The organism is Streptococcus sp. FSL K6-1323 (genome assembly GCF_038630745.1).
In the GTDB taxonomy this organism is placed as follows: domain Bacteria; phylum Bacillota; class Bacilli; order Lactobacillales; family Streptococcaceae; genus Streptococcus; species Streptococcus salivarius_D.
Genome location: NZ_CP152039.1, coordinates 600352 through 614808, shown reverse-complemented (window position 1 = coordinate 614808; position 14457 = coordinate 600352). Strand labels below are relative to the sequence as shown.

Genomic DNA, 14457 nt, shown 5'->3' with positions numbered 1-14457 from the left:
TTATATAAATTACGCTTTTCTAAAATAAATTAACTCGGATTACATTTGTTATTTTCTAATAAAAGCGTCAAAGATTCCAAACCCATCTCATGTTCCATAAATACTTGAATCACCATATATAAACAGAAGTAAGTTCTAAAAATAGTAATTTAAACCTATAATCCGAAAGAAATAATATTATAAAAATAAATTAACATCTTATAATATACACTATATTATTCTCACTTTGATCCATAATAATGGCAATATACGCACACAACCTCTCATTTCTTTCCCTTTTACACTCATATAGATATTTTTATCTTTAATGAAAATGGCATATACATCTAGTCCTAACCTTAGAATAACTTTATCCGTCTAAAATAATACTAACATCTTCTTCGTTTAACAGTATTTCTTCATTAACACTAGTAAAATCTTAAAGAAAGTTTGCAACAATCCAACATCCATAATTGCTCTCACCTGTTTAGCATACTAATATTCAACTTAAAAAAGAGTCTCATAAGTTAGGATTAATAGAGAGTGAGTCCTAGTATTTTCTAACTTCAAAAAATCAAAAGATAACAAAACCTGTGAGAAAAATTATGCCTACTAGTATCTTATTCAAATACAAATGAAAGAATAACCAACGATATTACGAAATAATTTCAATACTCAAATAGTACAAGTAATACATTTCTATCTTATAAGAGATCTTTGAGTACCCAATTACAAAACAACTATCAGAAAGTCTCCTCCCTTTCCAATACTGTTAACTAATCGGACTACTAGATGTTATCTTTAATGTCGCTCCCTATTGCTTCTATGAAACTTCTACCTCCCATCATCTTAATCATAAAATGAGTAATGATAGTCTATTGAAAGTTCATAAGAGAACTTAAACTTTGATTTTTTCTGATTTCTCAATCAAAAAATGATGGTGTAGCCCCTAGATAAGATGCTTCTATTGTGACTGCAAGATTATCAAATTCACCATAACTAAATAGACAATAGCTCAAAGTCTTTTATCAGCTTCTACCATTACCCACATCATTCATAATATATTTTATTTGAAAGTACTAATCTACTGTCATGAAGAAGTTAATATCAATTTGAATCTGCTCATCTCTTGTGAGAGAAACAATCAGATCACCCTCCTCACACATGTCCATGTAATAAGTTAGCTAATTATAAAAAAAGTTCCACAGCCCATAAAGACTTTGGAACTTCTTAATTGACTTCATTATTGGTCACTTACGATATTTTTAAGTGCCGAACAAAAAGAAGCCTGACCTTATTCGGTCAAGCCTCTCTTTTTGAAAACTGAAATAATCTTACTAACTATCTTATTTTTACGCCTATTATTATCTTAGTCTTCTTTTTTTCGTTTTCCTGCCAAACCAAGTCCAGCTGCCGCAAGGAGTCCTCCGAATGCCATTGCTACTACAGACTTGTTCTCACCAGTCTTAGGAAGACCCTGTTCTCTAGATACTTCTGGAGATGTCGGTGGTGTAACTGGTGGTACTACTGGAGTTGGTGGTGTCGGTGGTGTAACCGGTGGCACCACTGGAGTTGGTGGTGTTGGCGGTGTAACCGGTGGTACCACTGGAGTTGGTGGTGTTGGCGGTGTAACTGGTGGCACCACTGGAGTTGGTGGTGTTGGTGGTGTAACTGGTGGCACCACTGGAGTTGGTGGTGTCGGTGGTGTAACTGGTGGCACCACTGGAGTTGGTGGTGTCGGTGGCGTTACAATGTTGTTGAACTCAGTATCTTCTGGCAATTTAGAAGTTACTGTCATAACGTTACCACCCTTAGCTACCAAAACAGTAACTTTAGCTACCATCTTATCGTAAGTTACTGTAGTATCATTACCTTTCACTTCTTCAACCGTGTAGAAGTGGATACCTTCTTCACCATGTTTGTACTCAAGTGCTGAGAACTTAATCTTACCGTCAGCATCATTGCTTACAGTTTCAATCACTTTACCTTTTCTATCCTTAAGTACAAAGCTAAACTCACCAGCCTTAAGGTCACGACCTTCTAGTTTTTTAGTGAATTCAAACGTAACACTAGCTGAAATGTTAACAACACGTTTTTCAGTTGGTTTTTCAGGTGTTTTCACGACCTTCTTAACTGTTGGGTCGTAGTAGTGAACTGTTTGTCCCGCTGTGTTTTCAATATCTGAACCAGAAGGTACGTCAAACTCACCTTTTTCATTCTTACTGTCTTTAACAATTGCCGGAATGTCAAACTTATAGTAACGACCAAAGGCAAACTTAGTTGTATCGATAATTTGGGTATTATCTTTATCACCAAGTGACTTAGTGAAGCCATCTTTAAGGTTGGCTGTAATCACACCGTTTTCAACCTTGATATCGAACATTGCTGTAACATCTTTACCAGTTTTACCATCGTATGCTTTGATATCTGATTGCTTAACATTAAGTTTCTTCTCATCGTAGTTATCAGTGATACCAACGGTTTGAATATAATCCTTGTTGTTTGCGTCAAATTTAGTTGTATCAAGCCATACTTGGTAAACCAATTTATCGCCACGTTTCACAGTCTTAGTATTCAAGTTTTCTTTCTCGTTGTTGTCTGTCTTGTCTACGTATGGGTTCGCATTAGTATCCGCATACTTGTCTGCCAACTCTTTATCATCATCAACGAGTTTATCACCAGTAATGTCAAATTTCTCTTGGTTTACAACATATTTCTCTGGTTGGAACTTAGGTTTTTCTGGTGGAACCACCTTGTTGTTGAACTCTTTGTCGTTAGCATCTGTAGCATTTCCACCTGCTGAAGCATGATTAACGACAGTCTTAAGAATTTTACCATCCTTAGTTACTTGTACTGTCACCGTTGCTTTCATAGCATCGTAAGAAATACCAGGTTTATTGTCATTGACTTCTTCTACAGTATAAGTAAATGTCTTACCAAGATCAGCCTTGCTGAACAAGAGTTGTTCAAACTTGATATGTCCGTCTTTATCATTTGATACAGTTTGAAGGACTTTTCCATCTTGGTCTTTCAATAAGAAGCTGAACTCACCTGCAGTCAACTCACGTCCTTCAAGTTTCTTAGTATAGTTAAACTCAAGTGGAACTGGAACGTTATTTTCACGTGTTTGAGTTGGTTTTTTAGGAGTTGTAACTTGCTTATTGTAAGGGTTGTATTGATGAACAATTTCATTGGCCGTATTACTAAACTCAACACCGTCATTGTCTTTAATATTTTTAACAGTTGCTGGGATATCAAATTTATAGTAACGTCCAAAGGCAAACTTAGTCGTATCAATAACTGGAGTCGCATCAGTTGCACTAATAGGTTTAGTCAAACTTGGTTTAGAAGTTGCGTAGATGACACCGTTTTTGATTGAAATATCAAATTTATCAGTAACATCTGTTTCACCATCGTAAACCTTGATTGCTGACTCATCAATATCAAGTTTAGCTTCATCATAGTCATCTGTGATTCCTACTGATTGGATATTGCTTTCAGCTGTAAATTCACGAGTATCAAGCCATACTTGGTAGTAGAATTTCTGACCACGAGTAAGTGTATGGTGATTCAAGTTTTCAGCTTCAACCTTACCGTTAGGCGCATCATCATCGAGAAGTTTTGTGCCCTTAAGATCAAATTTTTCTTTAGAAACAACATACTTCTCTGGTTTGAAGTTTGGTGTTACGTTATTGTCAAATACTGTATCATCCGCAGTAAAGGCATCTCCACCTTCAGTAGCATAAGAGATAACTGTTGACAACTGATCACCAGAAGAAGGCTGAATAACTTGAACAGTCACGTTAACCTTCATATCATCATAAGTAATACCTGGTTTGTCACCTTTCTCTTCTTCAACAATATAGTTAAATGTATGACCAATATCAGCTTTTGAATAGTTGATTGTCTTGAAGGTAACTTTACCATCTGCATCATTCTTAGCCTTCTCAAGAATCTTATTAGTTTCTTTATCTTTCAAGACAAAGCTAAATTCGTCTGCTTGCAATTTGCGACCATTGAGTGTCTTACCAAAGATTAGCTGAATAGCTGTTGGAATGTTATTAACACGTTTTTGTGTTGGCTTATCTGGAGTCTCAACTTTATGCGTTCTTGGGTTATAATAATGAACCGTTTGTGTCGCAGTATTTTCGATTTCAGAACCATCGTAAGCATCTTGACTAACTGTAGCAGGTATAACTACTTTGTAGTAACGACCAAATTCAAACTTAGTTGTATCAATAACTTGAGTATTATTTGCATCACCTAGTGACTTCGTAAAGCCTGATTTCAAGTTTGCAGTGATAATACCGTTAGTAACAGCAACGTCAAACTTAGATGTCACATCTGCACCAGTCTCACCATCATAAACCTTAATAGTGTTTTTAGTCACAATCAATTTTGATTCATCATAATTGTCTGTGATACCAACAGTTTGGATATTTTCCTTATTGTTAGCACTAAATTGAGTTGTATCAAGCCATACTTGATAGTAGAATTTCTGACCACGTTTAACAGGCTGAGTATTGAGGTTCTCAAAGACTTCTTCCAACTCGCCCTTATCATTACGGACAGTAACTTTTTCATTATTATTAGATTTATCTGCGTAAGGATTAATCTTAGTATCGCCGTATTTATCAGCTAACTCAGAATCATCATCCAAAAGTTTCTTACCAGTTAAATCAAAGTCTTCATCTCTAACAACATATTTCTCTGGGTTAAACTTAGGTTCTTCTGGTGGTGTCACACGGTTATCGAACTCTTTGTCTGGTGCGTCTACAACATTCTTCACGATTGCTTTTGCCGTACCATCATGAGAAATTGAAACCCTTACTGTTGCAACCATGCCATCGTAAGACACTGTTGAATCTGTTCCTTTAACTTCTTCCACTGTATAATTGTAAGTTTTGCCAATATCATCCTTACCAAATTCAAGTTTCGTGAAGTTAATCTTAGCGATACCAGTAGTTGCATCAGGAGCACCATTTTTCGCACGTTCTACTTCAACGCCATCTTTCTTAAGAACAAATGTAAATTCGTTAGCTTTAAGTTGACGACCATCAAGTTTCTTAGTGAAATTCAACTCAAGTGGAACTGGAACGCTATTTACACGTTTTTCAGTTGGTTTTTCTGGTTTTTCAACTGTGTTGGTTCTTGGGTTGTAGTAGTGAACAATTTGACCAGCTGTATTTTCGATATCTTTTCCTGCTGGGGCATCCGTTTTCACGGTTGTCACAATATCAAATTTATAGTAACGACCAAATGCAAACTTAGTTGTATCAATGATTTGAGTGTTGTTGGCATCGCCAAGTGATTTCGTGAAGCCAGCTTTAAGGGTCGCTGTAATCACGCCACCAGTGTTTGCGATATCAAACTTAGAAGTAACGTCTGAACCTGTCACACTATCGTAAACCTTGATTGAGTTCACATCCAACTTGGCTTCATCATAGTTATCTGTGATGCCGACTGTTTGAATATTTTCAGTGTTGGTTGCGCTAAATTGTTTTGTATCCAACCATACTTGGTAAACCAATTTAGAGCCTGGTTTCACTGTCTTCGTATTCAAGTTTTCTGGTTCATTGTTAGCTGTACCATCCACATATGGGTTGGCGTTTGTATCACCATACTTGTCTGTCAATTCAGAATCATCGTCAAGCAACTTGTCGCCTGTGATATCGAATTTTTCTGTAGAAACAACGTATTTTTCTGGATTGAACTTAGGTTCTTCAGGTGGTTTCACCTTATTGTTAAACTCTTTATCTGGTGCGTCTACAACATTCTTCACGATTGCTTTCGCTGTACCATCATGAGAGATTGAAACCCTTACAGTCGCAACCATGGTATCGTATGTCACCGTTGCGTCTGAACCTGTAACTTCGTGTACAGTGTAGTTGTAAGTCTTACCTAGATCATCGTTACCAAACTCAAGTTTCTTGAAGTTGATTTTACCAGCTGCGTCGTTCTTCACACGTTCGACTTCAACGCCGTCTTTTTCAAGAACAAATTCAAATTCGTTAGCTTTGAGTTGACGACCAGCAAGAGCTTTCGTGAATTTCAACTCAAGTGGAACTGGAACGCTGTTTACACGTTTTTGAGTTGGTTTTTCTGGTTTCTCAACCTTGTTTGTTCTTGGGTTGTAGTAGTGTACGATTTGACCAGCTGTATTTTCGATATCCTTACCTGGCTCAACAGTTGTTTTCACAGTTGTTACGATATCAACTTTATAGTAACGGCCAAACTCAAACTTAGTTGTATCAATGATTTGAGTGTTGTTGGCATCTCCTAGTGATTTCGTGAAGCCAGCTTTAAGGGTCGCTGTGATCACGCCACCAGTGTTTGCGATATCAAACTTAGAAGTAACGTCTGCACCAGTTACGCTATCGTAAACCTTGATTGAGTTCACATCCAATTTATCTTCATCATAGTTATCTGTGATGCCGACTGTTTGAATATTCTCAGTGTTCGTTGCGCTAAATTGTGTTGTATCCAACCATACTTGGTAAACCAATTTAGAGCCTGGTTTCACTGTCTTCGTATTCAAGTTTTCTGGTTCATTGTTAGCTGTACCATCCGCATATGGGTTGACTTTTGTATCACCATACTTGTCTGCCAATTCAGAATCATCATCAAGCAATTTGTCGCCTGTGATATCGAATTTTTCTTTAGAAACAACGTATTTTTCTGGGTTGAACTTAGGTTCTTCAGGTGGTTTCACCGTATTGTTAAACTCTTTGTCCGGTGCGTCTTGAAGCATGTTCACAACAGTTGTCTTAGTCGTTCCGTCATGTTTGACTTCTACTTTAATTGTTGCAACCATGTTGTCATAAGACACAGTAGCATCCGTTCCAGCAACTTCTTCCACAGTGTAAGTGAAGGTATTACCAGCGTCCGCTTTTGTAAATTCAAGTGGCTTGAAGGCAATCTTCGCGATTCCAGTTGTTGCGTCTGGCGCACTGTTCTTCACAGTTTGAATTGCGACGCCATCTTTTTTCAATACGAATGTAAATTCGTTTTCCACAAGATTTCGACCATCTAATTTCTTCGTAAAATCAAATTCGAGTGGAACTGGAAGATTTACGACACGTTTTTGTGTTGGTTTTTCTGGCTTAGTGATATCTCTTTTTGTCGGATCGTACTGGTGAACAATTTGATTTGCCGTATTTTCGATATCAACACCATTTGGAGTCGTCATCTTGACTGTAGCAGGAATATCAAATTTGTAGTAACGGCCAAACTCGAACTTAGTTGTGTCGATAACTTTATCTTTGATAAATTCGTTTTTAGAAGTTGCAGTGATTTCTCCGTTGTTTACTGTGATGACAAACTTAGAGGTTACATCTGCACCCGTTACTGAATCGTAAGCTTTGATATCTGCAACATTAATCTTTAGTTTGTCAGCTTCATATTTATCTGTAATACCAACAGCTTGAATATTGTCACTTGCTTTCAAGTTTGTTGTATCCAACCATACTTGGTAAACAATCTCATCGCCCTTCTTAACTGTCTTGGTATTCAAGTTTTCAGGCTCATTGTTGTTTGTCTTGTCTACGTATGGATCCGCATTTGTTTCAGTGTATTCATTTGTCAACTCATTGTCGTCATCCATCAACTTGTTACCAGTGATGTCAAATTTCTTTTTGTTAACGATGAATTTCTCTGGTTGGAACTTAGGCTCTGTTGGTGGGGTTACAACGTTGTTGAACTCTGTGTCTCCTCCTGGATAAGTTACCGTTGCTTTCAAAGTGTGGTCTGCATTCTTAGAAACAGTCACAGAAACCTCAGCAACCATGTTATCGTAAGTGACACCGAATTCTTTGTTAGCTGGAACTTTCTCAGTCACCTTGTACTTGATGACTTTACCAACTTGAGCATTTTTCACTTCTGGGAGTTGATTAAAGGTAACAACACCATGTTCATCATTGGTTCCAGTAGCAACAACAACTCCGTTTTCATCCTTCATTTCAAATGTAAATTCACCTGCTACAAGTGTACGACCTGCTAAAGCTTTTGTGAAATTAACATTTACCGGTACTGGAGGAACGACAAAGTTGTTGAAGACTCTGTCATTGGCATCTGTTGCTTCACCACCTGATGAAGTCATCACCGTGCTTGCTGACAATAGACCCGTATTGGCATCTTTTGTTACGGTAACCTTCACGTTGATTGTCATCGCATCATAATCAACATCTGTGTTTGTTCCAGCTACTTCTTTTACAGTGTAGTTATAGACACCAGCTTTATCGAATGACAACGTACTAAAGTTAATCTTACCATTAGCTTTATTTGTTACCGTTTCATTAACATTACCGTCACCAGTCAATTTAAAGCTGAAATCACCAGCATTAAGCGTACCATTTGAAAGAGACTTATCGAACTCAAGGTTTACTTTTACTGGATTCGGTGTGAAGGTATTGTTAAATTCTTTATCTACACCCGTCGTTGGGTTACCATTAGCATCAATACCATTAACTGATGAGTAAGTTGTAGCAGTTGTCAAAGTATGACCTGTCTTAGTAACAGTAACAGCTACTTTCGCTTCCATTTGGTCATAAGACATACCAGCTTCGGCTGTCGTTGGCACAACCTCTTTTACAGTGTAGTTAAAGGTCTTGCTGTCATTTCGCTTTCCTGCAGAATTTGTTCCAAGATCACTAACTTTGTATTTAATGCCCGTGAATTTAATATTGCCGTTCAAATCATTTTTTGCAGTGCCAACCACTGCACCTGCTTCATTCAAAAGATTAAAAGTAAACTCATTTGCTTTTAGATTACGACCAGATAATTTCTTCGTAAAGTCAAATTCAACGTTTACTGGAGCTACGACAAAGTTGTTGAATTCTGTATCAGTACCGGTTCTAACCGTCGGATTTGTTGCTGAAACATTAGTGTCAGTTGTGTTTCCAGAGTCATCTTGACCATTGATTGAGGTGTAAGTGACTTTTGCATCCAAATCACCAATAGCATTTTTCTCTGTTACGGTAATAGTAACAGTTGATTCCATACCATCATAGTCTACATCTGTATCTGTCCCTGGAACTTCGTTCACTTTGTAGGTATACACTCCTGGTTTTGTGAAAGTAAGCTCACTAAAAGTAACCTTACCATTTTGGTTAGATACTGTTTCATTGTAACCACTTGCTGTATCTTGAATCTTAAAGTCGAACTCACCATCTTGCAAGGTACGACCTGCAAGTGCTTTTGTAAACTGAAGTTTAACTTTTACTGGCTCAGGCTTAGCATAGTAATAAACCGTACGATAAACTGGGTTCAAATCATTTTGTAAACGGAAGACGTTCCCAGAAGATACAGGTGTGCCATTAATAGAATACGCATTATCCTTATCACCTCGGTTTACGTAGAACTCACCTTTTGAAACATAGGTAGGTTTATACCCATTTGCATCAGTTGCTGAGACATCAGTCTCCTTCATATTAACTTTTCCAGTTGGATTACCTGATGCATCTTGTAAGTACTCCTTATCCATCTTATAGAACGTTCCATTTGGTCTCTTGAAAAGAAGAGTTGTCACATTATTTTCTGTCTTTTCGAACTGAAGATCGCCCTTATAGTTTGTGACTTGTTTATCACTAAAAATAGTAAATGGTTTACCTTGTACCAGCTTACTCTTAAGTGAGTCAATGTACTCAAAACCTGGTTTAGGAATTTGTGGAGTGTTATTATCTTGATTCCAACCTGGGTCAGAAACATCAATATCCTTACCTGCATCTTGAGGACGGACATCGTAGTTGTTTTTTCCTGGTGGAATAACAGTTTCGTAAACTTTAAAGTAACCATCTGTATTCAGGTCACTAGAGATTTTATTCAGACTGTCAGACTTGATGGCCCACATTTCAATGCGTACAGTCCCATCTTCACTGACAACCTCTTTGATACGCTTAACTACCCCCTGAGCATTTGCCACATCAAACCAACGTTGCCCAACATGGAAAGGTTGTTTCAAAACATCAATAAGAGATCTTGAATCAGCTGTCTGATACAATTTATAGCCTTCAAATGCACGAAGACCTGAAGCAGTAAGATTTTGCCCCTCCATACCTGTTGATGTGTAAGTACCAAGGTTGATCTCAGCGCCGTCTTCCTTATATTCCTGAGGATTGATATTATTACGGTCCACATTAACATAGGTTGTTTTGTTAACAATTTGACCATTTTCGTTTCTAACATCTACAGTCCCGTCTGCATATCTTGCAACAATATCAGAATTCTTCACGTCATTCGAACGTTTAGCAGTCGTGATAGTAGCAATACCCTCGGTTCTAGAGACATCTTGCCTAGTCCCTCTATCAACAGCTTTATAATAAGTTGTTTTATCTGTTAAGCGAGGAATATAGTACTGTGGGTCTGTGATTGATGTACCTTCGTTTGCTTTATTCGCAACATCGTAGATTTGAATACCAGAACGTTGACCTGCAAAGTTCTGAACTAGTCCCGATACTTTCCATGTCGCACGTAGAGCTGGTCGACTTGATTTATCCGCATCCTGAATATTCTCAAAACGGAATTCAATATAGGCCTGAGAACTACCAGTCAGAGGAGCTAAGATTGATTGACCCAAACTTACAGTACCGGAACCATTAATTGACTTAGTTTCAACCACATTATTATTCTGACCATCAACTAACTCAATTGTAATATCATTTGAAGCATTGTATGGTTTAGACAGACGATAATAGTATTTTTTATTGTATGTTGCATTAAAACTATTTAGATCAGTTACAGCAAAGGTGTATTGTGACGGATTGGGATTTAACTGAAAGTCAATTCCTGTAGTTACATGTTGACCAGAATCCTTAGGTGTTGGAACAACTAAGGGACGGCTTGAAATTGTTGCCCCGTTAGGATCACTCATAGCTGGAGTTGCCGTAGCTGGACCGGTTGTATAGTTAGTTGTTACCGGATTTGCCGCATCACGACGTCTACGACTGCTACGACTACGTACTTCTGGTGCAGTTCCTGCAGCGGACATTGGGTTCGCCGTCAACATTGTTGTCAAAGCTGCTGTATTCGCTACGGACGTTGGACTTGGTGTTGACGTTGTCAAAGTTGTCGTTGCAGGTTGTGCCACTGAAGCCGATGTAGGCTGTGTTGAAGCAACTGGCTGAGTAGCTGTAGGCGTTGATACAGGTTGTGTTGTAGCCGTCGGTTGTGTTGTTGAAGCGACTGGCTGTTCCACTGTAGGTTGTACCGCTGTTGGAGTTACAGCTGATGTGCTAGTTGTACCTGTTGAAGAAGAAGGTGCTGAACCTACAGATGTAGTACCCGCAGCTGTTGGAGTTGAGCTAGCAGTAGCTGCAGCCGTTGCTGTTGTCGCTGGTGCTGCAGCTGTAGACGTTGTTTCTGTTGTTGAAGCACTTGCTACTTCAGAAGCTGGTGATACCAAAGCAACTGTTGACGTAGATGTTGCAGAAGCGGATGGGGAAGTCACGCTAGCTGCTGGATTTGATTGGGGTGCTGTTGTCGTAGTATTGACTAAACTACTTGAACTTTCTCCTGCTACGGATGTGCCCGGATTACCCGCCGATACAGTTGGAGTCGCTACTTCATCTGCCTGTACACTATGAGCAGCAAAAAGTGCTGTTCCTAGCAAGACTGAAGCGACACCAAACGAATATTTACGCAATGAAAAGCGTTGGCGTCTATTAAAAAAGTCTTTCATTAAAAATCTCCCTCTAAAAGATAGTTAGTTATAGGTCACATGATTATAAGTCAGTTTTCTCATAGTCATGATTCACTCCATATTCTAACATTCTGACAATTTACAGTCAAGGTTTTAATCTCACTTTTTTAAAAAAATATTAGTTGTCTGACAATTTTATTGTTTTTACTTCCTGAATTCTATCTAAAATATGTCAAAACTCTTTATTATGGCGTATTTCCCAGTTTCTATGAAAATATAAAATTCACTTTCATTTTTAACCTAATCGACTTGAACATGTTATCATTCTAAACTCATGAGAAAATAAAACTAGTTTAAATGGCTGATATTCTCATTTACGCTTTAATATTTCTTCTCGTTGAAGCAAAAAAATTAGCCTATTATATCCGCATGTTAAAAAGTAAGTAAATTTATTTTTTTGTTTTTCAAACACTACAATCATATCTTGACGCATTTGCTAATTGAAGTCCAAGAAGTCTATCAGACAGCCAAAAGTACATCACAAATATTAGACACTCAAAAGATTGGCCATGTTCCAAATTGTTCGAGTCAGCTAGAATGTTCATTTATTCAATGTTTGGATTTTAAAACTGAGATATTTTTATTTGTAGCAAATAACGTTTGTAAGTAGCCTTAATCATTAAGTATAGAAAGACTTAGACCTTACTGGTTTGAATAATCTTCAATATCTGCTTTTTCAGCTAATTTCAAGAGTAAAATTGACTTCAGCTTCTTTATAACTTTATATAAACTTATTTTCTATAATAAGGTAGAACTGTCCTATTTCTCTCATAGCATAGGTGGAGACTGTTGATAAGGTACATCAGCGGTCTAAGAGGACTAGATTTTCATTTGACAAAATCCGTTAGACAGCGTACAATCAAGGCAAGTAACATTCGGAGGTAAATGGAGACATGAACAACTAAGTCTATTCACAATAAACCTGCTTTATTTGATAGATTGTTTTCATGTCTTTTTTTGCGCTCTTTTTCTGTAGAAAATTTATTGGTGGTATCTGCGCTTTTTTGCGTCCACACCATCACTATCTCCTAGAGAGCTTTTTAGCTAGATTCAAGACAGTTCTATCTTATAAGGTAGGACTGTTTTTTGACCTTTGATATTGTTTGAAGTAAAAGCCTACTTCCCATGAAACAATATCCACAAACACTCTGACCTAGGAGGTCCTATGATACAGATTCAACACCTAACCATAACACATACCAAGGATTTGCGTGAACTCGTTCATGATCTAAATCTAACGATAGCTCTAGGCGAAAAAGTCGCCATCATTGGGGAGGAAGGCAATGGAAAATCTAGTCTCCTTGTCCTTCTGGTCAATCCAAAAGCACATTTTGACCATCTATCTTACGAGGGAACTATTAACAAAACAGATAGCCCACAGGTCTATATTCCCCAACAGATTTCGGATAGCTTGCAATCTCTAACCCTTAACGACTACTTCTTTGAGGACACTTATGACCTAGACTATGCTACCCTCTATCGTCTGGCTGATGAACTTCATTTTGATAGTGATCGTTTTGCTAGCAGTCAGCTTATCTCCTCTCTGTCAGGTGGTGAGAAACTCAAAATTCAACTCATCCGAGAATTAGCTCGTCCCCACGACATCATTTTTCTTGATGAGCCCTCAAACGATATGGACTTGACTACTATAACTTGGTTAAAAAACTTTATCAAGCACTCTGATAAAACGATTGTCTACATCTCACATGACGAGGACCTACTAAGCCAGACAGCAGATACCATTATCCATCTGGAACTCCTTAAACGTCGTCGACAGGCAAGGACCAGTGTGGAGCACCTCGATTATGATAACTATAGCCAACATCGCACTGATTCCTATCAACAACAGATGCAGCAAGCCAAAACCGAGAAAAAAGCCTATGACAAAGCCATGGCCAAGCATCGTCGTATCAAACAAAATGTCCAAACCACCCTACGCAATACACATGACAGCACGCAAGGACGATTGCTTGCTAAAAAGATGAAAGCAGTCCTCTCACAAGAAAAACGCTACGACCGCCTTGCCCAAGACATGACACAGATGCCTGATAAAGAAGACAGTATTGAACTTTTCTTTTCTCATATTGACCCTCTACCTCAGGGGAAATATCTCTTAAATCTGGATGAAAAGCAGATAAACATAGCTCCCCACCTAACCATTGACCATCTCAAACTTTCTTTGAAAGGCCAGGAAAAAATTGGTATTGTTGGTGATAACGGCTGCGGTAAATCCACTCTCTTACACTATCTCTACCAAAAACTTAGTCAGAAGACAGACCTGACTATTGGCTACATGCCTCAACGTTATGACACTATCTTGCCACTGGATTTGTCTCCAATAGCGTTTTTGAGTAAGACTGGCGACAAGTCTGAACGAGAAGTTATAAGCTCCCATCTCGCTTACCTCAACTTTAGTCATGATGAAATGAACCATGCAATCTCTGATTTATCTGGAGGACAGAAAGGAAAACTTCTCCTACTGCACCTGGTCTTAGAAAGCCCTCAGCTCCTTATCTTAGATGAACCAACCAGAAATTTTTCACCCACCTCACAACCCCAAGTTCGACAGCTCTTCGAGAACTATCCAGGGGCAATTCTGACAGTATCACATGATGTCAACTACCTCAGACAAGTCTGCCAAAAGATCTACCGACTAGACGCACATGGTTTAGAAGAAGTTGAGATTTAAGATATCGAATCTATCGTTTTAACAAGAAAAGTCTCAAAAGAATCATTTTCTTCATATGCAAAAAAACTCAGGCAAAACCTGAGTTCTTTTAATG

At 38.1% G+C, this 14457-nt stretch carries 2 protein-coding genes; one reads left to right on the top strand and one right to left on the bottom strand.

The window, feature by feature from the left end; genetic code table 11:
• Positions 1-1348: 1348 nt before the first annotated feature.
• Positions 1349-11653: an FctA domain-containing protein gene (locus NST80_RS03030; protein ID WP_342504630.1), complete on the bottom strand. Its 10305-nt coding sequence runs from the start codon at positions 11651-11653 to the stop codon at positions 1349-1351.
• Positions 11654-12839: 1186 nt separating this feature from the next.
• On the opposite strand from NST80_RS03030, the gene NST80_RS03025 reads away from it, so the two are divergent.
• Positions 12840-14363, top strand: a complete 1524-nt coding sequence (locus NST80_RS03025) for an ATP-binding cassette domain-containing protein (protein ID WP_084871201.1) — start codon at positions 12840-12842, stop codon at positions 14361-14363.
• Positions 14364-14457: the final 94 nt, after the last annotated feature.

Bases quoted from the DNA above. Each gene is read 5' to 3' on its own strand.
- NST80_RS03030 (WP_342504630.1), bottom strand. From the start codon at position 11,653: ATGAAAGACTTTTTTAATAGACGCCAACGCTTTTCATTGCGTAAATAT.
- NST80_RS03025 (WP_084871201.1), top strand. From the start codon at position 12,840: ATGATACAGATTCAACACCTAACCATAACACATACCAAGGATTTGCGT.